Annotated in this window: 19 protein-coding genes and 1 pseudogene; 11 read left to right on the top strand and 9 right to left on the bottom strand. The window is 73.2% G+C overall.

Going from position 1 to position 26,732, the window contains the following annotated elements:
• Positions 1-6: 6 nt before the first annotated feature.
• The gene (locus ABZ128_RS07830; protein WP_356846750.1) at positions 7-1,623 is read right to left on the bottom strand and encodes a carboxyl transferase domain-containing protein; all 1,617 of its coding nucleotides are present in this window, start codon (positions 1,621-1,623) and stop codon (positions 7-9) included.
• Between the two features lie 108 nt (positions 1,624-1,731).
• Here ABZ128_RS07830 and ABZ128_RS07825 point away from each other — a divergent pair, with 108 nt between their 5' ends.
• Both ABZ128_RS07825 and ABZ128_RS07820 read left to right on the top strand, forming a co-directional pair.
• Positions 1,732-2,310, top strand: a complete 579-nt coding sequence (locus ABZ128_RS07825) for a TetR/AcrR family transcriptional regulator (protein ID WP_356846748.1) — start codon at positions 1,732-1,734, stop codon at positions 2,308-2,310.
• A 65-nt stretch (positions 2,311-2,375) separates the two neighbouring features.
• On the top strand, positions 2,376-3,182 hold the full coding sequence (locus ABZ128_RS07820) for a phosphatase (RefSeq protein ID WP_356846747.1): 807 nt from the start codon (positions 2,376-2,378) through the stop codon (positions 3,180-3,182).
• Between the two features lie 52 nt (positions 3,183-3,234).
• On the opposite strand, the gene ABZ128_RS07815 is transcribed toward ABZ128_RS07820, so the two are convergent.
• On the bottom strand, positions 3,235-4,221 hold the full coding sequence (locus ABZ128_RS07815) for an SDR family NAD(P)-dependent oxidoreductase (RefSeq protein WP_356846746.1): 987 nt from the start codon (positions 4,219-4,221) through the stop codon (positions 3,235-3,237).
• On the opposite strand from ABZ128_RS07815, the gene ABZ128_RS07810 reads away from it, so the two are divergent.
• Complete coding sequence (locus ABZ128_RS07810; RefSeq protein ID WP_356846745.1) at positions 4,174-4,647, top strand: MarR family transcriptional regulator; 474 nt, start codon at positions 4,174-4,176, stop codon at positions 4,645-4,647. The two genes, ABZ128_RS07815 and ABZ128_RS07810, sit on opposite strands and share 48 nt — an antisense overlap.
• Here ABZ128_RS07810 and ABZ128_RS07805 read toward each other — a convergent pair.
• From ABZ128_RS07805 to ABZ128_RS07790, 4 genes are all read right to left on the bottom strand, one after another.
• Positions 4,613-5,578: a cation diffusion facilitator family transporter gene (locus ABZ128_RS07805; protein WP_356846743.1), complete on the bottom strand. Its 966-nt coding sequence runs from the start codon at positions 5,576-5,578 to the stop codon at positions 4,613-4,615. The genes ABZ128_RS07810 and ABZ128_RS07805 overlap by 35 nt on opposite strands.
• Positions 5,579-5,705: 127 nt before the next feature.
• Positions 5,706-6,587 carry an acyl-CoA thioesterase II gene (locus ABZ128_RS07800; protein WP_356846741.1) on the bottom strand — a complete coding sequence of 294 codons (882 nt, stop codon included), beginning with the start codon at positions 6,585-6,587 and terminating at the stop codon, positions 5,706-5,708.
• Between the two features lie 19 nt (positions 6,588-6,606).
• Positions 6,607-7,764, bottom strand: a complete 1,158-nt coding sequence (locus ABZ128_RS07795) for an acyl-CoA dehydrogenase family protein (RefSeq protein ID WP_356846740.1) — start codon at positions 7,762-7,764, stop codon at positions 6,607-6,609.
• Between the two features lie 100 nt (positions 7,765-7,864).
• On the bottom strand, positions 7,865-9,391 hold the full coding sequence (locus ABZ128_RS07790; RefSeq protein WP_356846739.1) for a helix-turn-helix domain-containing protein: 1,527 nt from the start codon (positions 9,389-9,391) through the stop codon (positions 7,865-7,867).
• 116 nt (positions 9,392-9,507) lie between these two features.
• On the opposite strand from ABZ128_RS07790, the gene speB reads away from it, so the two are divergent.
• The 5 genes from speB (at position 9,508) to ABZ128_RS07765 (ending at position 18,235) form a co-directional block, all read left to right on the top strand.
• Complete coding sequence (speB, locus tag ABZ128_RS07785; protein WP_356846737.1) at positions 9,508-10,470, top strand: agmatinase; 963 nt, start codon at positions 9,508-9,510, stop codon at positions 10,468-10,470.
• Between the two features lie 18 nt (positions 10,471-10,488).
• Positions 10,489-12,156, top strand: coding sequence for a thiamine pyrophosphate-binding protein (locus tag ABZ128_RS07780; protein ID WP_356846735.1), 1,668 nt, complete (start codon positions 10,489-10,491; stop codon positions 12,154-12,156).
• Positions 12,157-12,348: 192 nt separating this feature from the next.
• A complete protein-coding gene (locus tag ABZ128_RS07775; RefSeq protein ID WP_356846945.1) occupies positions 12,349-16,179 on the top strand; it encodes an ABC transporter ATP-binding protein in 3,831 nt (1,276 codons plus the stop codon).
• 108 nt (positions 16,180-16,287) lie between these two features.
• Entirely contained in the window at positions 16,288-16,716 is a 429-nt protein-coding gene (locus ABZ128_RS07770) for a hypothetical protein (protein ID WP_356846734.1), read from the top strand.
• An 85-nt stretch (positions 16,717-16,801) separates the two neighbouring features.
• On the top strand, positions 16,802-18,235 hold the full coding sequence (locus tag ABZ128_RS07765) for a S28 family serine protease (protein WP_356846733.1): 1,434 nt from the start codon (positions 16,802-16,804) through the stop codon (positions 18,233-18,235).
• A 48-nt stretch (positions 18,236-18,283) separates the two neighbouring features.
• Here ABZ128_RS07765 and ABZ128_RS07760 read toward each other — a convergent pair whose 3' ends face one another.
• On the bottom strand, positions 18,284-20,182 hold the full coding sequence (locus ABZ128_RS07760; RefSeq protein ID WP_356846731.1) for a glycoside hydrolase family 3 N-terminal domain-containing protein: 1,899 nt from the start codon (positions 20,180-20,182) through the stop codon (positions 18,284-18,286).
• Between the two features lie 67 nt (positions 20,183-20,249).
• Positions 20,250-21,158: a LysR substrate-binding domain-containing protein gene (locus ABZ128_RS07755; RefSeq protein ID WP_356846729.1), complete on the bottom strand. Its 909-nt coding sequence runs from the start codon at positions 21,156-21,158 to the stop codon at positions 20,250-20,252.
• Between the two features lie 88 nt (positions 21,159-21,246).
• On the opposite strand from ABZ128_RS07755, the gene ABZ128_RS07750 reads away from it, so the two are divergent.
• Positions 21,247-22,200 carry an EamA family transporter gene (locus ABZ128_RS07750; RefSeq protein WP_356846728.1) on the top strand — a complete coding sequence of 318 codons (954 nt, stop codon included), beginning with the start codon at positions 21,247-21,249 and terminating at the stop codon, positions 22,198-22,200.
• Here ABZ128_RS07750 and ABZ128_RS07745 read toward each other — a convergent pair.
• Positions 22,151-22,648 (bottom strand): annotated as a pseudogene (locus ABZ128_RS07745) (GNAT family N-acetyltransferase); the annotation flags it as partial. The gene ABZ128_RS07750 and the pseudogene ABZ128_RS07745 overlap by 50 nt on opposite strands.
• A gap of 354 nt (positions 22,649-23,002) precedes the next feature.
• Between ABZ128_RS07745 and ABZ128_RS07740 the strand changes: the two are divergent.
• The gene (locus ABZ128_RS07740) at positions 23,003-25,246 is read left to right on the top strand and encodes an ATP-dependent RecD-like DNA helicase (protein ID WP_356846727.1); all 2,244 of its coding nucleotides are present in this window, start codon (positions 23,003-23,005) and stop codon (positions 25,244-25,246) included.
• A gap of 182 nt (positions 25,247-25,428) precedes the next feature.
• Positions 25,429-26,718 (top strand): citrate synthase, encoded by a 1,290-nt coding sequence (locus ABZ128_RS07735; RefSeq protein WP_356846725.1) that lies wholly within the window; start codon positions 25,429-25,431, stop codon positions 26,716-26,718.
• The last annotated feature ends 14 nt before the right edge of the window (positions 26,719-26,732 follow it).

Below are 26,732 nucleotides of genomic sequence, written 5' to 3'. Positions count from 1 at the left end.
CTCACGTCACATACGGAAGATGCCGAAAGCGGGGTCGCCCAGCGGGGCGTTCGCGCACGCGGTCAGGGCCAGTCCCAGCACCTGCCGGGTCTCCAGCGGGTCGATGACGCCGTCGTCCCACAGCCGGGCCGTGGCGTAGTAGGCGTTGCCCTGCTCCTCGTACTGCGCGCGGACCGGGGCCTTGAAGGCCTCCTCGTCCTCAAGCGGCCAGTCCTGGCCCGCGCCCTCGATCTGGTCGCGCTTGACCGTCGCCAGGACGGACGCGGCCTGCTCGCCGCCCATCACCGAGATCTTGGCGTTGGGCCACATCCACATGAACCGCGGCGAGTACGCCCGGCCGCACATCGAGTAGTTGCCCGCCCCGTACGAGCCGCCGACCACCACCGTCAGCTTGGGGACGCGGGTGCACGCCACCGCCGTGACCATCTTCGCGCCGTGCTTGGCGATGCCGCCGGCCTCGTAGTCCCGGCCGACCATGAAGCCCGAGATGTTCTGGAGGAAGACGAGCGGGATGCCGCGCTGGTCGCACAGCTCGATGAAGTGCGCGCCCTTCTGCGCCGACTCGGAGAAGAGGATGCCGTTGTTGGCGACGATCCCGACGGGGTGGCCGTGGATCCGGGCGAAGCCGGTGACCAGGGTCTGCCCGAACTCCGCCTTGAACTCCTGGAAGCGGGAGCCGTCCACGACGCGGGCGATGATCTCCCGGGCGTCGTAGGGGGTGCGGGAGTCGACCGGGACGGCGCCGTACAGGCCGTACGGGTCCACCTTCGGCTCCTCCGGGGCCTCGACCGACCACGGCAGGGCCCCGCGCTCCGGCAGCGTCGCCACGATGTTCCGGACGATGCGCAGCGCGTGCGCGTCGTCCTCCGCGAGGTGGTCGGTGACGCCGGAGGTGCGGGAGTGGACCTCGCCGCCGCCGAGCTCCTCGGCCGTGACGACCTCGCCGGTGGCGGCCTTCACCAGCGGCGGGCCGCCGAGGAAGATCGTGCCCTGGCCGCGGACGATCACGGCCTCGTCGCTCATCGCCGGGACGTACGCCCCGCCCGCCGTGCAGGAGCCGAGGACGGCGGCGATCTGCGGGATGCCGGCGCCGGACATCCGGGCCTGGTTGTAGAAGATGCGGCCGAAGTGCTCCCGGTCGGGGAAGACCTCGTCCTGCATCGGGAGGAACGCGCCGCCCGAGTCGACCAGGTAGAGGCAGGGGAGACGGTTCTCCAGGGCCACCTCCTGGGCGCGCAGGTGCTTCTTGACGGTCATCGGGTAGTACGTGCCGCCCTTGACGGTGGCGTCGTTCGCGACGATCACGCACTCGCGCCCGCTGACCCGGCCGATGCCGGCGATGACCCCGGCGGCCGGGGCGGCGCCCCCGTACATCCCCTCGGCGGCCAGCGGGGCCAGCTCCAGGAAGGGCGACCCGGGGTCGAGGAGGGTGTCCACGCGGTCGCGGGGGAGCAGCTTCCCGCGGGCGGTGTGGCGGGCGCGGGCCTTCTCGCCGCCTCCGAGGCGGGCCGCGCCGAGCCGGGCGCGCAGCCCCTCGGCGAGCTCGCGGTGGGCGGCCTCGTTGGTCCGCCAGGCCTCGGACGCCGGGTCCGCGGCGCTCGTCAGCACTGGTGCCTGCTGCATCGGTCGAGCTCCCTTGCTCGGTCCTCGCGGTCAACGCGGTTAATGAGCGTTAACACTGATGGCGCCTAGGTTAACGAGCGCTAACGGCCCTGTCTAGAATGGATTCCCATGAGCACCAGAGCGGCCGCCCCGACCCGTCGCGAGCAGATCCTCAGTGAGGCCGCTCGTCTCTTCGCCGAGCGCGGGTTCCACGGGGTCGGCGTCGACGAGATAGGGGCCGCGGTGGGCATCAGCGGCCCCGGCCTGTACCGGCATTTCGCGGGCAAGGACGCCATGCTCGCCGAGTTGCTGGTGGGGATCAGCGAACGGCTGCTGACGGGCGGGCGCCGGCGCGCGGAGGAGGCCGCGGGGGACCCGCCCGCGGTGCTGGCCTCGCTGATCGACGGCCACATCGACTTCGCCCTGGACGACCGGGCGCTGATCACCCTGCACGACCGGGAGCTGGACCGGCTGCGGGAGGCCGACCGCAAGCTCGTGCGCCAGCTCCAGCGGCAGTACGTCGAGCTCTGGGTGGCGGTCGTAGGGGAACTGCACCCCGAGGTCGGCGAGGCGGAGGTACGGGTCGCCGTGCACGCCGTCTTCGGCCTGCTGAACTCCACCCCGCACCTGGCGGCGCTGGGCCGCGAGGCGACGGAGTCGCTGCTCAGGCGCCTCGCGCACGGCGCCTTCGGGGCGCTGTCGGGATGACCCGGTGACGCGGCGCGTCCACGGGGCGAAATGGGCCGCGGCGGCTCCGCCCGGGCGGCGGCAGAATGGGGCGCATGCCGAAGCCGATAGAGCAGCCCGTCCCCAGCCGCGCCGAACTCGTCGACCACCTCGTCCGCACGCGGATCGCGGGGCAGGTGGCCACCCCGCGCGAGAACAACCTCTCGCACTACCGCAAGCTCGCCAACGGCGACCGGCACTACTGGTTCGGCCTGGAGCTGGGCGACCGCTGGACGGACGAGCAGGACGTGCTCGCGGTGATGGCGGAGCGGTGCGGGGTCGTGGACGACGCCGCCCACCGGTACGGCCAGGACACCATCGACCCGGAGCTCACGGTCGACGCGCTCGACCGGATGGCGGCACGGCTGCGCAAGGCGGCACTGGACCGGCAGGGCGTGCTGCTGGCCACCGGCCACCCGGGCGGGCTGCTGGACGTCCACCGGGCCACCGCGGGCGCCCTGCGCGCGGCGGGCTGCGAGATCGTCGTCATCCCGTCCGGGCTGGTGGCCGACGAGGGCGCGGTGTGGCAGGTCGCGGACGTCGCGGTGCTGGAGCGGGGCGCGACCCTGTGGCACACCCACTCCCCGGAGCCGATGGCCGCGATCCTGGACGGGCTGGCCGCGGCGGGGCGCCCGCAGCCGGACCTGGTGGTGGCCGACCACGGCTGGGCGGGGTGCGCGGCGCAGCGGGGCCTCGACGCGGTGGGGTACGCGGACTGCAACGACCCGGCCCTGTTCCTCGCCGAGGCCGAGGGCACCCTCCAGGTGGCGGTCCCGCTGGACGACCACGTCCGCGACCCCCGCGCGTACGACCCGATGGTCGCGTACCTGCTGTCGGCCGCGGACCTGCTCTAGCGGACCTGCTCCGAGCCGGCGGGGCGGGGGCGGGTCCGCCCCCGGCCCGGCCTCAGCGGAGCCAGTCGGCGGTCATCGACTGGACGGCCGAGCCGTCGAGGTCGGCCAGCTTCGTCCCCACGAAGCTGCGGGCCCAGTCGGAGGTCTGGATCCGGAACGGCACCTTCTCGGCGGTCAGCGCCTCGACGACCGGCGCCGCCGCCTGCTCCGGGGTCTGCGCGGTGTCGCTGCCGAAGGACTGCATGGCGTGGTTGACGTAGGCCTGGAGCGCCGGGGCGTACGGACCCGCCTGGGTGAGCAGCGCCGGGACGTCGAGCCCGACGTTGTTCACGAACTCGCTGGCGACGGCGCCCGGTTCGACGAGGGCGACCTGTACGCCGGTGGTCGCGGCCACCGGCGCGAGGGCCTCCATGAAGCCCTCGACGGCGAACTTGGCCGCGCAGTAGGACTCGTTGAAGGGCTGGCCGATCACACCGCCGACGCTGGTCACCGTGATCACCCGGCCGCCCGAGGCGCGCAGGTGGGGGAGGGCGGCCCGGGTGAGCTCGACGACACCGAAGAAGTTGACCTCCATGACGGAGCGGACCTGCTCCATGCCGTGCTGCTCGATGGTGCCGACGAAGCCGGCGCCCGCGTTGTTCACGACGGCGTCGAGGCGTCCGTGCTCGGCGACGACCTCGGCCACGCACGCGGCCACGGAGTCCGCGTCGGTCACGTCCAGGCGCTTGACCTGGACGAGGTCGGCGACGCCGGCTTCGGCTGCGGCCTTGTGCAGGGCGTCGGCCCGGGTGGTGTCCCGCATGGTGGCGACGGTGTGCCACCCCGCCCGGGCGGCGGCGACGGCGGCGGCCAGCCCGATGCCCGAGGAGGTGCCGGTGATGAGGACGGTCTTCGTGGTCATGAGTCTCTCCATCTGAGTGCGTGTGCACGCACACATTACATTTCTGTGCGTGCGCACGCAACGTTCGCCTCCTGCCGGTACGCTGCTCCCATGGCGCGCAACGCACTCTCCCTGGGCACCCTCACCGCACGTGACCATGCCTTCTACGGTCTCGTCTGGGCCGGGTCCACGCTCACCGCCCGGGTCGACCAGGCCTTGGCGCGCCGCCACGACCTCCCGCTCTCCTGGTTCGAGGTCATGCTCTGGCTCAACTTCCAGCAGGAGCCGGTGGCCGCCTCGGAGCTCGGCGCCATGACCCTGCTCAGCCGCAGCCAGGTCTCCCGCGTGGTGGACTCGCTCCGGGGCCGGGGGCTGGTCGAGCGGATACCGTCCCCGACGGACGCACGCTCGGTGGGCATCGCGCTGACCGAGGCGGGCCGCCGCGCCTTCGCCGAGGCCGACGCCACCCGGCGCGAGGCCCTCGCCGAGGTGTTCGACGACGTGCTCGACGATGCGGACATCGACTGCCTGGAGGCGATCTGGGCCAAGCTCAAGGCCGTTCCCCGAAAGGACCGCCAGGCGTAGTCCCGGACGCCGGGGAGGGCGTGGGGGTCGGGTCCAGGTACACCCGGCGGATCGTCGGGAACCGCTCCCGCAGCTGTTCCTCCGCCTCCTCGCACGCCCCCTCCACCTGGCGCGCCGACGCCAGGTCGTGGAAGTCGATCTTCGCGGCGATCAGCACCTCCGAGGGTCCCTGGACCAGCGTGGTCAGTTCGAGTACACCCTCGATGTGCGGCACCGACAGCAGCTCCTCGCGCACCTCCGCCCGGGTCGGCGCCGGGAGCGGCCGGCCGATCAGGTAGCGGGCGTTCGAACGCCCCAACTCCCAGGCCACCCACACCAGCAGCAGCCCGATCAGCAGGGAGGCCACCCCGTCGTAGACCCCCGACCCGGTGAGCTGCGCCCCCAGCAGGCCCCCCGCCGCCAGGACCAGGCCGATCAGCGCGGCCGCGTTCTCCAGCAGCACCGCCTTCACCGCCGTGTCCGGGGTGTGCTTCACGTACCGGCCCAGGGGCGCACCGGCCCGCGCCACCTCCCCCCGTACCTGGCGCCAGGCCACCAGCAGGGAGTAGCCCTCCAGGACGAAGGCCACGCCGAGGATGGCGTACGAGACGGCGGGATCGCCCGGGTCCTCGCCCTGCACCAGGGTGTGGACGCCGTCGTACACGGCGAAGACCGCGCCGCCGACGAAGGTCGCGATCGAGGCCAGCAGCGCCCAGATGTAGCGTTCCGGCCCGTATCCCAGGGGATGGTCCTCGTCCGCGGGCTTGGCGCTGCGCTTCAACGCGGCCAGCAGCATCACCTCGGTCACGGTGTCGGCCACCGAGTGCGCGGCCTCCGACAGCATCGCGCTCGAACCGCTGATGATGCCGCCGACCGCCTTCGCCGCCGCGATGGCCAGATTGGTGACCACGGCGACGACGACCGTGCCCACGCTCTCGGATTCTCCGGGCATGAGGGGACGGTACGTCCGGCGCTCACGGCGACGAGGCCTGGCGCGCCGAGGCCCTGCGGCGCAGCCGGGGGCCGGCGGGGCCGCCGCCGCGCCGCGCACCGCCCCTTCGGGCGGTCCGCGGCGGGCGTCACTGCCCGCGCGGTACGCGGACCACGCCCTCCTGGATGACGGTGACGGCCAGCCGGCCGTCCTGGGTCCAGATCCGGGCCTGGCCGAGGCCGCGCCCGGCGGCGGCCGAGGGCGACTCCTGGTCGTACAGCAGCCATTCGTCGGCGCGGAAGGGCCGGTGGAACCACATCGCGTGGTCCAGCGAGGCGCCCACCACGTCGCCGACGGCCCACCCGCCCCGCCCGTGCGCGAGCAGCACCGAGTCGAGCAGGGTCATGTCCGAGACGTAGGTCGCCAGGCAGGTGTGGAGCAGGGCGTCGTCGCTCTCCAGCTTGTCGGCCGTACGGAACCACACCTGGGAGTGGGGCTCCACGGGCACGCCCACGCTGCCCCACGGCGGGGTCGTCGCGTACCGCAGGTCCACCGCGCCGCGGGCCTCCGCCAGCCGCTCGACCGTGCCCGGGTCCCGGAAGACCTCCCGGTACGCGGGCAGCGACTCGGCGGCCGTCGGCAGGGTCTCCGGGTCCGGGGCGGCCGGCATGGCGGCCTGGTGGTCCAGCCCCTCCTCGTACACCTGGAAGGAGGCGGAGAGGTGGAAGATCGGCTGGCCGTGCTGGACGGCGACGACCCGCCGGGTGGTGAAGGAGCGCCCGTCGCGGATCCGGTCGACCGAGTACACGATGGGCGCACCGGGATCACCGGCGCGCAGGAAGTACGAGTGCAGCGAGTGCGCGCTGCGGTCCGCGGGCACCGTACGGCCGGCCGCGACCAGCGCCTGGGCCGCGACCTGACCGCCGAAGACGCGCGGTACCAGCGAAGGGCGGCTGGTACCGCGGAAGATGTTCTCCTCGATCTGCTCCAGGTCGAGCAGATCGAGGAGAATCGTCAGTGCCTCGTTCATGGGACGGAGACGGGGTTCCTCACAGGCCCATCGACTTGGCGATGATCGACTTCATGATCTCGCTGGTGCCGCCGTAGATGCGGTTGACGCGGTTGTCGGCGTACAGGCGGGCGATCGGGTACTCGTTCATGTAGCCGTAGCCGCCGTGCAGCTGGAGGCAGCGGTCGATGACGCGGTGCGCGACCTCGGTGCAGAACAGCTTCGCGGAGGCGGCCTCGGCCGGGGTCAGCTCGCCCGCGTCCAGGGCCTCCAGGGCGCGGTCGGCCACGGCCTGGGCGGCGTCCACCTCGGCCTGGCAGGCGGCCAGTTCGAACTTGGTGTTCTGGAAGTGCGCGACCGGCTTGCCGAAGACCGTGCGGTCCGTGACGTACTGCTGGGCGAACCGGACGGCCGCGGCGGCCTGGGCGTACGCGCCGAAGGCGATGCCCCAGCGCTCGGAGGCCAGGTTGTGGCCGAGGTAGTAGAAGCCCTTGCCCTCCTCGCCGAGCAGGTCCTCGACCGGGACCTTGACGTCGACGAACGCCAGCTCGGCGGTGTCGGAGGTGCGCAGGCCGAGCTTGTCGAGCTTGCGGCCTATGGAGTAGCCCTCGGACTTGGTGTCCACGGCGAACAGGGAGATGCCGAAGCGGCGGTCGTCCTCGCGCGGGGCGGAGGTGCGGGCGCAGACGATCACGCGGTCGGCGTGGACGCCGCCGGTGATGAAGGTCTTGGCGCCGTTGAGGACGTAGTGCGTGCCGTCCTCGGAGAGCTTGGCGGTGGTCTTCATGCCCGCGACGTCGGAGCCGGTGCCCGGCTCGGTCATCGCCAGCGCCCACATCTCCTCACCGGAGACGAACTTCGGGAGGTAGCGCTTCTTCTGCTCGTCGGTGGCGAGCATCTTGATGTAGGGGAGGGCGAGCAGCACGTGCACGCCGGAGCCGCCGAAGTTGACGCCCGCGCGGGAGGTCTCCTCGTAGAGGACGGCCTCGAACTTGTGGGTGTCCAGGCCCGCGCCGCCGAACTCCTCGGGCACGTTGATGCCGAAGACGCCCAGCTCGCCGAGCTTGTAGTAGAAGTCGCGCGGCGCCTGGCCGGCGGCGAACCACTCGTCGTAGACGGGGACGACCTCGGCCTCGATGAAGGCGCGGATGGTCTCGCGGAATGCCTCGTGGTCCTCGTTGAAAACGGTACGGCGCACGGCCGGACTCCCCTCTGCGGCTGAACCGCCGCCGCTCTCGCGGTCATGGTTGCGCGCCGTCGCCGCTCAGTGGAGGGCGAACTCTAAGCGCTTGCTCAGACTAAGTTACTGGCGGGTTGTCCTCGGTGTCCAGAGTACGTAGCGCGAACCACAGTTCCATGCGGATGTCGGGGTCATCGAGGTCGCGGGCCAGGAGCGTCGCGGCGCGGGCGATGCGCTGGCGCACCGTGTTGCGGTGGACGCCGAGGGCGGCGGCCGTGCGGTCCCAGCTGCCGTGGTGGGCCAGCCAGGTGTGCAGGGTCCGGGCCTGCGCAGGGTTCAGCGGGGCGAGGAGCGCCTCGGCGTGGGCGCGGGCCTCCGCGGGGTCCAGCAGCCCGGACAGGCCGTCCCCGGCGTGACGGACCAGCGGGGTCCGGGCCGCCTCCGCCCGCTCCAGGGCCCGCCGGGCCTGCGCCTGGGCGGTACGCAGCCCCGTCGGCCCGGCCGGGGCGCTGACCCCGAGGCGCCAGCCGGGCTGCGGGGCCGGCTCCCGGGCGGTGAGCAGGCGCGCCGCGGGCCCGTCCGGGTCCAGCAGTACGGTGCCGAGGGCTGCCGCCAGGGCCTGCGGATCGCCGGAGCCGCGGGCGTGGACGACGTGCCAGGGGCCGGGCGCGAGTGCCCCGGCCGGATCCCCGTCCAGCAGCAGCCGGGTCAGGGAGGCCGCCTCGCCGGACCCGGCCGCCCGGCGGGCGGTGAGCAGGGTGAGCAGGACGGCGGCCACGGAGGCGATGGTGTGGTCGCCGGGTGCCCGCTCCGGTGCGGCGACCCCGAGCACGTGCCCCCCGCCGAGGGCGTAGGCGCTGAGCTGGGTCCCCCCGACGGTGGCGGTGGCCGTGGCGGCGGCCCCCGGCGCCACCCGCCCGGCCAGCGCGAGGAGCCCGCCGAGCACCTCCTCGGAGGGCTCGCCCCCGGCGAAGAGGAGATCCCGCACGGCCGGGGCCGGCGGGGCGGGAGCCGGCCCGGAGGGGGCGGGCGGGGCCGGGGGGAGGAGCACCGCCCGGCCGCCCAGGCCGGAGGCCAGGCGGCGCAGGACCGCGGGGACCGGGTCCGGGCGGGCGGCGGCCGCGGCCAGGGACTGCTGGGCCTCGGTGACCCGGCGCAGCTCACGGGTACGGGCCTCCGCCATCAGCCGTCCCACCGCGCGGGCGACCGCGGTGAACGGGGTCCGCGGCGGCACCTCCAGCAGCGGCAGCCCGTGCCGTGCGCAGGCGGCGGCCAGCTCCGGGGGCACCTCGACGTGCAGCGGCGCCAGCCCGAACCCGAGTGCGGCTGCGCCGGAGGCGGCCAGGCGCCGTACGTACGCGTCGGCCGGCCCGGCCGCGCCCTCCCGCGGCGCGGGGCCGGCCGCCGGGGCCGCCCCGCCGGGGTGGCGGAGGTCCACCTCCGGCTCCGTGAGCCCCGCGCCCGCCGTGAGGAGCAGTTCGCCGCCCAGCAGGTACGGGGAGGGGTCCGCCATCTCGGAGGCGTGCACCCCGTGCACCTCCACCCGCGCCGGCCCGGCGAGCAGGCGCAGCCCCAGCGCCTGCTCCCCGAGGAGCGCCGACAGCGGCACCGTCGGGGTGAGCGGCGCGTCGGACGAGGTCGGCATGGATACTCCGTACAGGTCGGCTTTGCCCAGTGGATAAAACGTACACTTCGCGCCGGCCGAACCGCGGCTTACGCTCGAAGCACCGCACACCCCCTCCCGACCCGGAAGGCCTTCCCATGAGCACGCAGCCGCGCGGCCCCGTCGACTCCTCCCGCATCCCGCGCTACGCGGGCCCCGCCACCTTCGCCCGGCTGCCCCGCCTGGACGAGGTCGGCTCCGCGGACGTCGCCGTCGTCGGTGTGCCGTTCGACTCGGGGGTCTCCTACCGCCCCGGCGCCCGCTTCGGCGGCAACGCCATCCGCGAGGCCTCGCGCCTGCTGCGCCCGTACAACCCGGCGCAGGACGCCTCCCCCTTCGCCCTCGCCCAGGTGGCCGACGCGGGCGACATCGCCGTGAACCCCTTCAACATCAACGAGGCCGTCGAGACGGTCGAGGCCGCCGCCGACGAGCTCCTCGGCTCCGGCTCCCGCCTGATGACCCTGGGCGGCGACCACACCATCGCGCTCCCGCTGCTGCGCTCGGTCGCGAAGAAGCACGGCCCGGTGGCGCTGCTCCACTTCGACGCCCACCTGGACACCTGGGACACGTACTTCGGCGCCGAGTACACGCACGGCACCCCGTTCCGCCGCGCCGTCGAGGAGGGCATCCTCGACACCGAGGCGCTGTCCCACGTCGGTACGCGCGGCCCGCTGTACGGCAAGCAGGACCTCGACGACGACGCCAAGATGGGCTTCGGCATCGTCACCTCGGCGGACGTCTACCGCCGCGGCGCCGACGAGATCGCCGACCAGCTGCGTCAGCGCATCGGCGACCGTCCGCTCTACATCTCGATCGACATCGACGTGCTGGACCCGGCGCACGCGCCCGGCACCGGCACCCCGGAGGCGGGCGGCATGACCTCCCGCGAGCTCCTGGAGATCATCCGCGGCCTGTCCTCCTGCAACCTGGTTTCCGCGGACGTCGTCGAGGTCGCCCCGGCGTACGATCACGCCGAGATCACCTCGGTCGCGGCCTCGCACACCGCGTACGAGCTGACCACGATCATGAGCCGTCAGATCGCCGCGGCGAAGGCGAAGTAAGAAGGGCACACCGCACCCGTGACGCACGACCACGACCTGGTACTCCGTCCCACCGAGGCCCAGACGGCGGCCGCCCTGGCGCCGCCGCCTGGCCGCACGGGCGGGGACCTGGTCGTGGAAACACTGCGTTCGCTGGGCGCCACCACCGTCTTCGGGCTGCCCGGACAGCACGCGCTCGCCCTCTTCGAGGCGGTGGGCCGCTCCGACCTGCGGCTCGTCGGGCTGCGGACGGAGAACAACGCCGCCTTCGCGGCCGACGCGTACGGCCGGATCACGGGCGAGGCCGTTCCGCTCCTGCTGTCCACCGGGCCCGGCGCCCTGATGGCGCTGCCCGCCCTGGCCGAGGCCGCGGCCGCCTCCGCCCCCGTCCTGGCGATCTCCTCACAGGTCCCGGTGGCGGGCCTGGGCGGCGGCCGGCGCGGGCACCTGCACGAACTGCGGGACCAGGCGGCGTCCTTCCGGGACGTGGTGAAGTCGGTCCACACGGCCCGCACCCCCTCCCAGATCCCGTCCGCCGTCGCCGCGGCCTGGGAGTCGGCGCTCACCGCCCCGCACGGGCCGGTCTGGGTGGAGATCCCGGAGGACGTCCTGCGCGCGGAGACCCTCGTCCCGCAGGTGACGGGCATGGACGCCACCCCGCACGAGCTCGCCCCGCGCCCCGAGCTGACGGCGCTGGCCGCGCACTGGCTGGAGACGGCCGCCCGCCCCGTGATCATCGCGGGCGGCGGGGTGATCCGCTCCGACGCGGCGGGCAAGCTGCGCCGGCTCGCGGAGCGGGTGAACGCGCCGGTGGTCACCACCTTCGGCGGCAAGGGAGCCTTCCCCTGGAACCACCCCCTCTCGCTCCAGTCCTGGCTGGAGGACCGCCACATGACCGACTTCCTGGAGGACGCGGACGTCCTCCTGGTGGTCGGCTCCGGCCTGGGGGAACTCTCCTCGAACTACCACACGTTCTTCCCCGAGGGCCGGGTCGTCCAGATCGAGGCGGACCTCGGCAAGCTGGAGTCCAACCACCCGGGCCTCGGCATCCACGCCGATGCCCGCCTCGCCCTCCAGGCCCTGCTGGAAACGGTGTCCGAGCGGGAGGACCCCTCGGCCCCGGCCCGGGTCCGGATGGTCCTCTCGGACATCGCGGCGCGCCTCGCCGCGCAGGACGTGGAGCTGGAGCAGCAGCTCCTGACCTCCATCCGGGCCGCGCTGCCGCCGCGCTCGCCGTCCTTCTGGGACATGACGATCCTGTCCTACTGGGCCTGGTCGGCGTTCGACGCGAAGCACCCCAACACCATGCACTCGGCGCAGGGCGCGGGCGGCCTCGGCTACGCCTTCCCCGCGGCGCTCGGCGCGTGCGCGGCGGAGCCGGGCACGCCGGTGCTGGCCGTCTCGGGCGACGGGGGAGCCATGTACTCGATCGCGGAGCTGGCCACCGCGAAGCAGTACGACATGGACGTCACCTGGCTGATCGTGGACGACGGCGGCTACGGCATCCTGCGGGAGTACGGCTGCGCCACGGGCACGGACGTGCCGGGCCCCGACTTCGTCTCCCTGGCTGCCTCCTTCGGCGTCCCGGCGGCCACCACCACGGCCGCCACCCTCAGCGAGGACCTCACCAAGGCCCTGACCACCCCGGGCCCCTCCGTCCTGGTCCTCCCGACCACCCTCAGGATGTTCACCCCGACGCACCTGTAGCCGTTGCCGGGGACCGCCACGGCGTGACCCCGTGCTCCGCCGCGTGGTGGCCGAGCCCTCGTGCGCCCCCCGGCCGGGTGAAGGCCGCTCGCCGCGCCCGTACGCCGGTGCGATTGTTGCAGGGGGATGAAATCCGCCGGTCACGGCGTTGGGGGAGGCGGCAGGACAGGACGAACGGGGAGGCACCACGTGGTGGCGGCGAAGAAGGCGACCGACCGGAAACAAGGCTGGAGCAGGCGGCTCGCCGCCTACACCTGGCGCTACAAGCTCAACGTGCTGCTCGCGCTCGGGTCCTCGCTGGCCGGCATGGCCGTCATGGCACTCGTACCGCTCGTCACCAAGGTCATCATCGACGACGTCATCGGCGACCAGAGCAAGCCGATGGGCCCCTGGGCCGGAATGCTCGTGGGCGCGGCCCTCCTCGTGTACGCGCTCACCTACATACGCAGGTACTACGGCGGCCGCCTCGCCCTCGACGTCCAGCACGACCTGCGCACCGACATGTTCGACACCATCGCCCGCCTCGACGGGCGCCGGCAGGACGAGCTGTCCACCGGTCAGGTCGTCGGCCGGGCCACCAGCGACCTCCAGCTGATCCAGGGCCTGCTGTTCATGCTCCCCATGACCATCGGGAACTTCCTCCTCTTCGGGATATCCCTCGGCATCATGCTGGCCCTGTCGCCGCTGCTGACCCTGGTCGCCCTGCTGATGGCCCCCGCCCTCTGGTTCATCGCCAAGCGCAGCCGCAAGAAGCTGTTCCCCGCCACCTGGTGGGCCCAGGGCCAGGCCGCCGCCGTCGCCGGGGTCGTCGACGGGGCCGTGACCGGCGTCCGCGTCGTCAAGGGCTTCGGCCAGGAGGAACAGGAGACCGGCAAGCTGCGCGCCGCCGGGCGCCGCCTGTTCGCCGGGCGGATGCGGACCATCCGGCTCAACTCCAAGTACACCCCCGCCCTCCAGGCCGTCCCCGCCCTCGCACAGGTGGCCATGCTCGCCCTCGGCGGCTGGATGGCCACCAACGGCCAGGTGACGCTCGGCACCTTCGTCGCCTTCTCCACCTACCTCGCCCAGCTCGTCGGCCCCGTCCGCATGCTCGCCATGGTCCTCACCGTCGGCCAGCAGGCCCGCGCCGGCGTGGAACGCGTCTTCGAGCTCATCGACACCGAACCCGTCATCCGCGAGGGGGAGCGCGAGCTGCCCGCCGACGCGCCCGCCACCGTCGCCTTCGAGGACGTCGTCTTCGGGTACGACCCCGAGCGGCCCGTCCTGAACGGCTTCTCCCTCTCCATCGGGGAAGGCGAGACCGTCGCCGTCGTCGGCTCCTCCGGCAGCGGCAAGTCCACCGTCTCCCTGCTGCTCCCGCGCTTCTACGACGCCGACCACGGCGCCGTCCGCATCGGCGGCCACGACGTGCGCGAGCTGACGTACGACTCCCTGCGCGCCGCCATCGGGCTCGTGCCGGAGGACTCCTTCCTCTTCTCCGACACCATCCGCGCCAACATCGCCTACGGGCACCCCGGCGCCACCGACGAGCAGGTCGAGGCCGCCGCCCGCGCCGCCCAGGCCCACGGGTTCATCGAGGCCCTGCCCGCCGGGTACGACACCAAGGTCGGCGAGCAGGGGCTCACGCTCTCCGGCGGCCAGCGCCAGCGCATCGCGCTCGCCCGCGCCCTCCTCACCGACCCCCGGCTGCTGCTCCTCGACGACGCCACCTCCGCCGTCGACGCCCGGGTCGAGCACGAGATCCACGAGGCGCTGCGCGCCGTGATGGCCGGCCGCACCACCCTCCTCATCGCCCACCGCCGCTCCACGCTCGCTTTGGCCGACCGGATCGCCGTACTGGAGCACGGGCGGCTCGCCGACATCGGTACGCACGAGGAGCTGGAACACCGCTCCGCCCTGTACCGGCGGCTGCTCACCGACCCGGACGCGCTCGCCGCCGGCTCCCCGCGCACCCCCGACGCGCCCGCCATGGCCGAGTTCGAGCGCGACCTCGAACGGGACATCGAGCTCGAAGCCGAGATCGACTCCGAACCGGTCAGCGCCAAGCGCCGGCCCGTGGACGGGGTCACCCCCGAGCTGTGGCGCCGCCGCGAGGAGGGGCCCGCCCCCACCGCCGTCCCCGGTGCGCCCGCCGCGCCCGGCGCCGGGCACTCCATGGCCGGGGCCGTCGCCGGCATGCCGGCCACCCCCGAACTGCTCGCGCAGGTGGCCGCGCTGCCGCCCGCCGACGACGAGCCGGGCGTGGACGAGGCCCGCGCCGCCTCCGCCGAGGACAGCTACAACCTGCGCCGGCTGCTGCGCGGCTTCTGGGCGCCGCTCGCCGTCAGCCTCGCCCTGGTCGCCGTCGACGCGGCCGCCGGCCTGCTGCTGCCCATCCTGATCCGGCACGGGATCGACAAGGGCGTCGAGCAGGCCGCGCTCGGCGCCGTCTGGGTGGCCGCCGGGCTCGCCCTCGCCGTCGTCCTCGCCCAGTGGGCCGCCCAGTTCGCCGAGACCCGGATGACCGGGCGCACCGGCGAGCGGGTGCTCTACGCCCTGCGCGTCAAGATCTTCGCCCAGCTCCAGCGCCTCGGCCTCGACTACTACGAGCGCGAGCTGACCGGCAAGATCATGACCCGGATGACCACCGACGTGGACGCCCTGTCCACCTTCCTGCAGACCGGGCTCGTCACCGCCGTCGTCTCCGTCTTCACCTTCTTCGGCATCCTCGTCGCCCTGCTCGTCCTCGACGTCGAGCTCGCCCTGATCGTCTTCGCCACCCTGCCCCTGCTGGTCCTCGGCACGATCGTCTTCCGCCGCAAGTCGGTGGCCGCGTACGAGCTCGCCCGCGACCGGGTCAGCCTGGTCAACGCCGACCTCCAGGAGTCCGTCTCCGGGCTGCGCATCGTGCAGGCCTTCCGCCGCCAGCGGGACGGAGCCGTCCGCTTCGCCGCGCGGAGCGACGAGTACCGCGAGGCCCGGGTGCGCGGCCAGTGGCTGATATCCGTCTACTTCCCCTTCGTGCAGCTGCTGTCCTCGGGCGCGGCGGCCGCCGTGCTGATCGTGGGCGCGGGCCGGGTGGAGGCCGGCACCCTCACCACCGGCGCGCTGGTGGCGTACCTCCTCTACATCGACCTGTTCTTCGCCCCCGTCCAGCAGCTCTCCCAGGTGTTCGACGGATACCAGCAGGCCACCGTCTCCCTCGGCCGGATCCAGGACCTGCTGCGCGAGCCCACCACCACCCCGCGGCCCGCCGACCCGCGCCCGCTGGCCGGGCTGCGCGGCGAGATCGCCTTCGAGGACGTGCGGTTCGCGTACGGGACCGCCGAGGAGCGCGGCGAGAAGGGGGACGCGCTGGCCGGAATCAGCCTGCGGATACCCGCCGGGCAGACCGTCGCCTTCGTCGGCGAGACCGGCGCCGGCAAGTCCACCCTGGTCAAGCTCGTGGCCCGGTTCTACGACCCGACCTCGGGCCGGGTCACCGCCGACGGCACCGACCTGCGGGAGGTCGACCTCTCGGCGTACCGCCACCGGCTCGGGGTCGTCCCCCAGGAGCCGTACCTCTTCCCGGGGACGGTCCGCGACGCCATCGCCTACGGACGGCCCGGGGCGAGCGACGCCGAGGTCGAGGCGGCGGCCCGCGCGGTCGGCGCGCACGACATGATCGCGACTCTCGACGGCGGCTATCTGCACACCGTCGCCGAGCGCGGCCGCAACCTCTCGGCGGGCCAGCGGCAGCTGATCGCACTGGCCCGCGCCGAACTCGTCGACCCGGACGTGCTGCTGCTCGACGAGGCCACCGCCGCGCTGGACCTGGCCACCGAGGCCCAGGTGAACCAGGCCACCGACCGGCTCGCGGGCAAGCGCACCACCCTGGTGGTCGCCCACCGGCTGACCACGGCCGCCCGCGCCGACCGGGTCGTGGTCATGGACCGCGGCCGCGTCGTGGAGGACGGCACGCACGCCGAACTCCTCGCGCGCGGAGGCCGGTACGCCGAGCTGTGGCGGACCTTCGCCGGCGAGGACGAGCGCGCCGCGGCCTGAACCGTCCCTGACCGGAACCGGCCCCCCGGAGCTTGCCGTGCGCAACCTTCCGGGGGGCCTGCGCGTCGTACGTGCGTACGTGTGACGTACGGCCGATCGGGGGACAGCGTGGAACACGGGCGGAAGAAGCACGGACGGACGGGGCGAGGACGCAAGGACCGCGGCCGGGGGAGCGCGGCCGCGGCGGTGGTGGCCGCGGTGCTGGCGCTGTGCGCCGGCGGCCTGCTGGCGGCGCCGTCCGCACAGGCCGCGTCCGGGTGCGCAGGGCAGCTGGTGCGGACCCTGCCGTTCTCCGGCGGCGAGGTGCGCGTGTACAAGAGCCGCACCCAGGCCTGTGCGATGACCGTCGCGAGTGATCCGGGCGCGCGCCGGCCGATGTCGGTGAGCATCCAGCCGCGCGGCGGGGTCCCGGTCCGCGACGCCGGACAGTTCACCCGGTACGCCGGACCCGTCACCGTCGGTGCGATCAACCGCTGCGTGTACGTCAAGGGGAGCGTTGCGGCCGGATCGGTGGAATCCGGCTGGATCCTGTGCTGAAGGAGCGGCCCAACTGGGTCTGGTCAGCGCTGCGTTGACCCCGCTAGGTTCACGGGCGACCGAAGTGAACTCAAGGGGAGGGTGAATGCGCAAGACGCTCGGCTGGCTCCTGTCGCTCGTGGTGCTGATCGGCACCATGGGCGCGGCCGGCTTCACGGCTCAGGCGGCCACCGCCGCAGGGCCGTCCGTCGCCACGGACATCAAGGACGACATCCTCGCCATCCCGGGGATGAGCCTGATCGAGGAGAAGCCGTACCCCGGCTACCGCTTCTTCGTACTCAACTACGAGCAGCCGGTCGACCACCGGAACCCGTCGAAGGGCACCTTCAAGCAGCGCTTCACCCTGCTGCACAAGGACGTCTCCCGGCCCACGGTCTTCTACACCTCCGGCTACAACGTCAACACCAACCCGCGCCGCAGCGAGCCGACGACCATCGTCGACGGCAACCAGGTGTCGCTGGAGTACCGGTTCTTCACGCCTTCCCGGCCCGACCCGGCCAACTGGGCGAACCTGGACATCTGGCAGGCCGCCAGCGACCAGCACCGCCTCTTCACCGCCCTGAAGAAGGTCTACAAGAAGAACTGGCTCGCCACGGGCGGCAGCAAGGGCGGCATGACCGCGACGTACTACGAGCGCTTCTACCCGCGGGACATGGACGGCGTCGTCGCCTACGTCGCGCCCAACGACGTCGTCAACAAGGAGGACTCGGCCTACGACCGGTTCTTCGCCAAGGTCGGCACCAAGGAGTGCCGCGACAAGCTGAACGCGGTGCAGCGCGAGGCCCTGGTGCGCCGTGAGCCGCTGGAGGCCAAGTACGCGGCCGCGGCCGCGGAGAACGGCTGGACCTTCACCACCGTCGGCAGCCTCGACAAGGCCTACGAGGCCGTCGTGCTCGACTACGTCTGGGCCTTCTGGCAGTACAGCCTGCTCGCCGACTGCGCCACGGTCCCGGCCGCCGCCACCGCGAGCGACCAGGAGATCTGGGACTCGGTCGACGCGATCTCCGGCTTCTCGGCCTACGCCGACCAGGGCCTGGAAACCTACACGCCGTACTACTACCAGGCGGGGACGCAGCTCGGCTCGCCCGACATCAAGCAGCCGCACCTGGGCAACCTGAGCCGCTACGGCTACCAGCCGCCGCGCAACTTCGTGCCCCGCGACATCCCGATGACCTTCCAGCCGGGGGTCATGGCGGACGTCGACAACTGGGTGCGCACGAACGCGAACCAGATGCTGTTCGTGTACGGGCAGAACGACCCGTGGGGTGCTGAACCGTTCCACCTCGGCTACACCGTGCGCGACAGCTACGTGATGATCGCGCCGGGCGCCAACCACGGTGCGAACGTGGCCAAGCTGCAGGACGGCGAGCGCGAGCTCGCCACCGCGAAGATCCTCCAGTGGGCGGGCGTGGCCCCGGCCGCCAACCTCGCCGGCAAGGCGCAGGCGCAGCCCCTGGCCAAGCCCGACCCGCAGCTCGACCAGCAGGACCTGGAGCGCGAGCTGCAGCTGCGCCCCTAGCGCGCTGCGGCCACCGGCCGGTCCCGGGCCGCGGGCTCGGCGTACGCCTCAGCCGTACGTCAGCCCGTGGCCCAGCGGGTAGCGGCCGGGCACCGGGACCGGGAGCCGGCCCGTGGGCCGTGCCGCCCCGGTGATCACCCGGGCGGCCGCCCGCATCTCCGCGTCGGCCCAGGTGTACGTGGCCAGCTCCGCGGCGCACGCCGGAAGGCGGGCCGCGTCGTACGGATTGCGGATCGCCAGCACCACCACCGGCACACCGGTGGCCAGGAGTCCGGCGACGAGGGTGCGTTGCGGACTGTCCCCCTCCGGGACGTTGTACGTGCACACCAGCACCGCCGCGTTGCCGGGCGCCGCGGCCGCCGCCCGGGCCGGAGCCACCGCCACCGCCGTGCAGCCCAGAGCGGTCAGCTCGCGGGCCAGGACCACGGTGGGCGGGCCCGTCGTACCGCTGGGGGAGACCGGGTCGGTCCCCGTCACCAGCAGCCGGGGCGCGGCCGACGCGTCCAGCGGCAGCAGCCCCGCCGGATTGGCCAGCAGGGTCGTCGTACCGGCCGCGATCTCGTCGGCGGCCGCCAGGTGCGCCGGGACGCCCACGGCCGCCTCCACCCGCGCGGCGGTGGTGTACGCCTCCCCGAACAGGCCGCGCCGGGCCTTGAGTTCGAGGATCCGCAGCACCGACTGCTCCACCCGGGCCCGCGACACCTCGCCCGACTCGACCGCCGCGAGCACGCTGCGGTGCGCGAGCCCCAGGTCCGGCGGGTTCAGCAGCTGGTCGCAGCCCGCCTTGAGGGCCAGCACCGGCACCCGGTCGTCCCCGTACTTCTGCCGGACCCCGGCCATGTCGAGGGCGTCGGTGACGATCACCCCGCGGAAGCCCAAGCGCTCGCGGAGGATGCCCGTCACGATCGGCCGGGAGAGGGTCGCCGGGTCCCCCGAGGGGTCGAGCGCGGGGAAGACGATGTGCGCCGTCATCACGGAGTCCACGCCCGCCTCCACGGCCGCCCGGAACGGCGGCTCGTCCAACTCCTCCCACTGCGCCCGGGTGTGCCGCATCACCGGCAGGCCGACGTGGCTGTCGGTCTCGGTGTCCCCGTGGCCGGGGAAGTGCTTGGCGGTGGCGGCCACCCCGACCCCCTGGTAGCCGCGCACCTGGGCGGCGACCAGGGCCGCGACGGCCTGCGGGTCGGAGCCGAAGGACCGTACGCCGATCACCGGGTTGGCCGGGTTGACGTTCACGTCGGCCACCGGCGCGTAGTCCTGGCGGATCCCCATCGCCACCAGCTCGGCCCCCGCGATGCGCGCGGCCCGCCGGGCCTCGGCGACGGAGTCCGCCCCGCCCGCGGCGGCCGCCGGGGAGGCGGTCGGGCCGGGCGCCGCGGCGGGCGCGTCGTCCGGCGCGCCGGACGCCGGGCCGCGCAGGGCGCCCAGGGCCATCGCCCCGGGCAGCAGCGTCGCCGGCTTGCCGATCCGCGCGACGGCGCCGTGCTCCTGGTCGATGGAGAGCAGCAGCGGGATCCCCGCGCCGGAGTCGGCCGCCGCCCGCTGGAGGTCGTTGGAGAGCTCGGCGATCTGCTGCGGGCTGCGGGTGTTGTGCGCCCAGGAGAAGTAGACGATCCCGCCGAGGTGGTAGCGGGAGACCACCTCCGCGGCGGTGCGCACCCCGAACAGGGCCGTGTTCTGCTCGGCGTCCGCCGGGTCGGGATCCGTCGCCGAATGCCCGTACGCCCGGGACACGAACAGCTGCCCGACCAGCTCCGGCAGGGTCATCGCCGACACCACCCGGCGCAGCCGCGCCCGGTCGGGCGCCGGCCCGGGCGCGCGGTCGCCGGGGCGGGCGTCGTCACGGCGGCCGCCCCCGCCCACGGAGTACGAGGCGACCCCGGCGGCCGAGACGGCGGCCACGGCGGCCGCGGTGAGCAGGGACCGGCGGGAGGCGTGGTACGGCACGCGCCGGACCCTACTGCCGGGCCGGGCCCGGGCACCGCCGGACACTCGGGAGGTCCCCCGGAAGGGCTCACGCCGGGGCGGCCCCGGCCCAGTGCTCCTGAAGGGTCCGCACCGCCTCGGTGATCGCGGGCCTGCGGGCCGCCCCCGTCCGCCACAGGGCGTACAGCCTGCGGACGGGACCCGGTTCCAGCGGTACGGCCACCGCCCCCGCGGGCAGCGCGCCGGTACCGAGCCGCGGCACCACCGCCACCCCGAGCCCGGCCGCGACCAGCGCGACGATGGTGTGGTTCTCCTCGGCGACGTGCGCGATGTCGGGCTCGAACCCGGCCGTCCGCAGCGTCCGCACCAGCCAGTCGTGGCAGACCCGCCCGGGCGGCTGGCAGACCCAGCGCAGTCCGCCGAGGTCCGCGCGGCGGACGACCGCCCGCGTGGTGAACGGATGCCCCCGCGGGACCACGAGGTCGCACCGGTCGTCCCCGATCACCGCCTGCTCGACGCCCTCGGGCGCGGGCAGCGGGGTGATGTCCCAGTCGTGGGCCACCGCCAGATCGGTGACGCCCCGGGCCACCAGGTCCACCGACAGATGGGGGTCCACCTCCGTGAGGCGTACGTCCAGCGCCGGATGGCGCAGCGCCAGCTCGGCCAGCACGCCCGGCAGCAGCCCGCGCGCCGCCGAGGCGAACGCGGCGACCGTCAGCAGCCCGCTCGGCTGCCCGCGCCGCTCCTCCAGCGTGGTCTCGGCCCGTTCCACGATCGCCAGCAACTCCCGGGCCGTGTCGGCCAGGTGCCGGGCCTCCTCGGTCAGGGCGACCCCGCGCCCGCGCCGCTCCAGCAGCGTGGTCCGGGTCTCCCGCTCCAGCTTGGCGATCTGCTGGGACACGGCGGAGGGGGTGTAGCCGAGGGCGGCCGCCGCCCCGGCGACCGAGCCGTGGACGGAGACGGCGTGCAGGGCGCGCAGCCGGGCGAGATCGAGCATGCGGCCATCGTAGGCGTAAGTGTTGCTTCATCCATCCCGGAAGAGATCCGCGCTGGTGCTTCACGGTCGGGGCGCCGATGCTCTGAGCATGCGTCCCGTACACACCGCTCTCGCGGTACTCGTCGCCGCCGTCTGGGGCTTCAACTTCGTCGTCATCCAGATCGGGCTCGGCCACTTCCCGCCCCTGCTCCTGTCGGCCCTGCGCTTCCTCGTCGCCGCCCTGCCCGCCGTCTTCTTCGTCGGCCGGCCCAAGGTCGCCTGGAAGTGGATCCTCGGCGTCGGGGCGGCGCTCGGAGTCGCCAAGTTCGGCCTGCTGTTCACGGGCATGGCCGCGGGGATGCCGGCCGGGCTCTCCTCGCTGGTCCTCCAGGTCCAGGCCGTCTTCACCGCGGTCCTCGCCTCCGTCGTGCTGCGCGAGCGGCCCGGTCCGGTCCGGGTGACCGGCATGGTCGTCGCGCTGGCCGGGATCGCCGTCGCCGCCGTCGACGGGGGCACCTCGGGGCCGGTGCTCGGCTTCACCCTGGTCGTCGCCGCGGCCGCCTGCTGGGGCGTGTCCAACGTGCTCACCCGCAAGGCCGCCCCGCCCGACGCGATGAACTTCATGGTGTGGGTGTGCACGGTGCCGGTGCTGCCGCTGTTCGCGCTGTCGCTGCTGCTGGAGGGGCCCGAGCGGGACCTGGCCGCCCTGCGCGGGCTGGACTGGTCCGGGGCGGCGGTCATCGCCTACGTCGCCTGGGTGTCCACGGTGTTCGGCTTCGGCGCCTGGAGCCATCTGATGCGCCGCTACCCGGCCTCCTCCGTGGCGCCGTTCTCGCTGCTGGTGCCGGTGTTCGGGATGTCCTCGGCCGCCCTGGTCCTCGGCGAGGGGATCTCCGGACTGCGCTGGCTGGCCGCTGTCCTGCTGGTCGGCGGGGTGGCGCTGACCTCGCTCGCCCCCGCCCGCGCGGGAACCCGTGCCGCAGGCCGCGGCAAGGGGGCCCCCGCGGCCGGGGTCAGTGCGGGGAGTCCTCCTGCAGCGGCAGCCGCCAGTCCTGCCCCGTGAGCTCGACCCCGTACGAGCGGTGCGGGCGCTCGGCGACCAGGGTGAAGCCGGCGCGCAGGTAGAGGGAACGGGCCGAGGTCAGCACGTCGTTGGTCCACAGCACCAGCTCGCGGTAGCCCACCGAGCGGGCGAAGGAGACGACCGTGTCCACGAGCAGGGCCCCGATGCCGTGCCCGCGGCCCTCGGGCTCCACGAGGAGCAGCCGCAGCCGCGCGGTGCCGGGCGAGCCGTCCTCGCGCACGCACATCACCGAGCCGACCGGGCGGCCGTCCAGCTCGGCGATCCACACCCGCTCCAGGTACGGGTCGTGGTCCTCGGCGAAATCGGCGACGATCCGCGCCACCAGGGCCTCGAAATCGGTGTTCCAGCCGTACTCGGCGGCGTACAGCGCGCCGTGTCGCTGCACGATCCAGCCCAGCTCCCCGGGCAGCGGGTCCCGCAGCAGTACGCGTGTGCCCGAGGTGTCGCCGGAGGTGTCCATGGCGCCCGAGGATAGCGCCCGCCGCCGTGGCGGGCCGCCGGGCCGTCCGGGTGCCCCGCCTACGGACCGTCAGGTAATGGAAACGTAAAGTTCCGGATCGGTGTGCAACCCCCGGGCGCCGTGGCGGGTCGTATGGTGCGTCGGGACTTCCGGGGGAGGATCTGGGGGGATCGGGAAGTCCGGCACGGGAGGGGTAACCGTGAGGGGGTCCGGCCGCGAGGCCGGACCCCCTTCTCGGTACCCGGGGCCTTGCCGGCCGCCGCCCTCCGCGCTTTTCCACAGGCCTGACGGGTTGTCCGCGCCGGGCGGTAGCTTCGTGCCATGGCAATCCACGGGGCGGTGCAACTGGCGGTGGTCGAGGGCGTTCTCGAACGCATCACCTATGCCAACGAGGAGAGCGGCTACACCGTCGCCCGGGTCGACACCGGCCGCGGCAGCGGGGACCTGCTCACGGTCGTCGGCGCCCTCCTCGGTGCGCAGCCCGGCGAATCGCTGCGCATGGAGGGCCGCTGGGGCTCCCACCCCCAGTACGGCAGGCAGTTCACGGTGGAGAACTACCGCACCGTCCTGCCGGCCACGGTCCAGGGCATCCGGCGCTACCTCGGCTCCGGCCTGATCAAGGGCATCGGCCCGAGGATCGCCGACCGGATCGTCGAGCACTTCGGCACCGACACGCTCGACGTGATCGAGAGCGAGCCGAAGCGGCTGATCGAGGTGCCGGGCCTCGGCCCCAAGCGGACGAAGATGATCGGCGCCGCCTGGGAGGAGCAGAAGGCCATCAAGGAGGTCATGGTCTTCCTGCAGGGCGTCGGCGTCTCCACCTCCATCGCCGTCCGCATCTACAAGAAGTACGGCGACGCCTCCATCTCCGTGGTCAGGAACCAGCCGTACCGGCTCGCCGCCGACGTGTGGGGCATCGGCTTCCTCACCGCCGACAAGATCGCCCAGTCCGTCGGCATCCCGCACGACAGCCCCGAGCGGGTCAAGGCCGGCCTCCAGTACGCCCTGTCCCAGTCCACCGACCAGGGGCACTGCTTCCTGCCCGAGGAGCGGCTGATCGCCGACGGGGTCAAACTGCTCCAGGTCGACACCGGGTTGGTCATCGAATGCCTGGCCGAACTGGCCGCCGACCCGGAGGGCGTGGTCCGCGAGCCGGTGCCCGACCCGCAGGGCGGCCCCCCGCTCACCGCCGTCTACCTGGTGCCCTTCCACCGCGCCGAGCTGTCGCTGGTGGGGCAGGTGCGCAGGCTGCTCCAGGCCGAGGAGGACCGGATGCCCTCCTTCCGCGACGTCGACTGGGACAAGGCGCTGGCCTGGCTGGCGACCCGCACCGGGGCCACGCTGGCCCCCGAGCAGCGGGACGCCGTCAAGCTGGCCCTCACCCGCCGGGTCGCCGTCCTCACCGGCGGCCCCGGCTGCGGCAAGTCCTTCACCGTGCGCTCGATCGTGGAGCTGGCCCGCGCGAAGAAGGCCAAGGTGGTGCTCGCCGCGCCCACCGGCCGGGCCGCGAAACGGCTCTCGGAGCTCACGGGCGCCGAGGCCTCCACCGTGCACCGGCTGCTGGAGCTCAAGCCGGGCGGGGACGCGGCGTACGACCGGGACCGGCCGCTGGACGCCGACCTCGTGGTGGTCGACGAGGCGTCGATGCTGGATCTCCTGCTGGCGAACAAGCTGGTCAAGGCGGTGGCACCCGGTGCCCACCTGCTGCTGGTCGGGGACGTCGACCAGCTGCCCTCGGTCGGTGCCGGGGAGGTGCTGCGCGACCTCCTGGCCGAGGACGGCCCGGTGCCCGCGGTCCGGCTGACCCGCATCTTCCGGCAGGCCCAGCAGTCGGGCGTGGTCACCAACGCCCACCGGATCAACACCGGCCTGCCGCCCCTGACCGACGGGCTGCCGGACTTCTTCCTCTTCCCCGAGGAGGACACCGAGGAGGCCGGCCGGCTCGCCGTGGACGTGGCCGCCCGCCGGATCCCGGCCAGGTTCGGCCTCGACCCGCGGCGCGACGTGCAGGTGCTGGCGCCGATGCACCGCGGCCCGGCCGGCGCCGGAAACCTCAACGGCCTGCTCCAGCAGGCGATCACCCCGGCCCGGCCGGACCTGGCCGAGAAGCGGTTCGGCGGCCGGGTCTTCCGCGTCGGCGACAAGGTCACCCAGATCCGCAACAACTACGAGAAGGGGGCCAACGGCGTCTTCAACGGCACCGTCGGCGTGGTGACCGCCCTCGACCCGGTCGAACAGCGGCTGACGGTCCGGACGGAGGAGGACGAGGAGGTGGGGTACGAATTCTCCGAGCTGGACGAGCTGGCGCATGCCTACGCCGTCACCATCCACCGCTCCCAGGGGAGCGAATACCCGGCCGTGGTGATCCCCGTCACCACCGGCGCTTGGATGATGCTCCAGCGCAACTTGCTCTACACGGCGGTGACCCGGGCGAAGAAACTGGTCGTCCTGGTCGGGTCCCGCAAGGCCCTCGGCCAGGCTGTGCGTACCGTTTCCGCAGGCAGGAGGTACACGGCGGTCGCCCCCAGGCTGTCCGGACGCATACCGGTGGGAAACATCACCTAGATGATCGATCATTTGGGGTTCCGCCACCCGTGCGGAGGGGGCAGGATGAGCAGGTTGAAGGCACTCAGTGCCGTCAAAAGGACCAAAGGCCGACCCCGAGTGCACTCTCCTGCGCCAAATGGGGGAAGGTAGAGGCAGTCAGGGCACCTCGAAGAAGAGGCACTACGTCGGTGAGGGATGACGTGAGCGACAACTCTGTAGTACTCCGGTACGCGGACGGTGAATACACCTACCCGGTGGTCGAGAGCACCGTCGGTGACCAGGGCTTCGACATCGCGAAGCTGAGGGCCCAGACCGGGCTCGTCACCTTGGACAGCGGCTACGGCAACACCGCGGCCTACAAGTCCGCGATTACCTACCTCGACGGTGAGCAGGGCATCCTGCGCTACCGCGGCTACCCGATCGAACAGCTGGCGGAGCGCTCCTCCTTCATCGAGGTCGCGTACCTGCTGATCAACGGTGAGCTGCCGACCGTCGACCAGCTCGCGTCGTTCCGCAACGAGATCACCCAGCACACGCTGCTGCACGAGGACGTCAAGCGGTTCTACGACGGCTTCCCGCGCGACGCGCACCCGATGGCGATGCTGTCCTCCGTGGTCAGCGCCCTGTCGACGTTCTACCAGGACAGCCACAACCCGTTCGACGAGAAGCAGCGCCACCTCTCGACGATCCGCCTGCTGGCCAAGCTGCCGACGATCGCGGCCTACGCGTACAAGAAGTCGGTCGGCCACCCGGTCGTCTACCCGCGCAACGACCTCGGCTACGTCGAGAACTTCCTGCGCATGACCTTCTCCGTGCCCGCCCAGGAGTACGACCTCGACCCGGTCGTCGTCTCGGCGCTGGACAAGCTGCTGATCCTGCACGCGGACCACGAGCAGAACTGCTCGACCTCCACCGTGCGCCTGGTCGGTTCCTCGCAGGCCAACATGTTCGCCTCGATCTCCGCCGGCATCTCGGCCCTGTGGGGCCCGCTGCACGGCGGCGCCAACCAGTCCGTCCTGGAGATGCTGGAAGGCATCAAGAACGACGGCGGCGACGTCGACGCCTTCATCCGCAAGGTGAAGAACAAGGAGGACGGCGTCCGCCTGATGGGCTTCGGGCACCGCGTCTACAAGAGCTTCGACCCCCGGGCGAAGATCATCAAGGCGGCTGCGCACGACGTCCTGTCCTCGCTCGGCAAGAGCGACGAGCTGCTCGACATCGCGCTGAAGCTGGAAGAGCACGCGCTGGCCGACGAGTACTTCGTCTCGCGCAACCTCTACCCGAACGTGGACTTCTACACCGGTCTGATCTACCGGGCCATGGGCTTCCCCACCGAGATGTTCACGGTGCTCTTCGCCCTCGGCCGCCTCCCCGGCTGGATCGCCCAGTGGCAGGAAATGATCAAGGAGCCGGGTTCCCGCATCGGCCGCCCGCGCCAGATCTACACCGGCGAGGTCCTGCGCGACTTCGTCCCGGTCGAGGCCCGCTGACCCGAGGCTCTCCC

The sequence above is a fragment of the Streptomyces sp. NPDC006326 genome, from assembly GCF_040612915.1.
In the GTDB taxonomy this organism is placed as follows: Bacteria; Actinomycetota; Actinomycetes; order Streptomycetales; family Streptomycetaceae; genus Streptomyces.
This window is presented reverse-complemented; position numbering and strand designations above follow the sequence as displayed.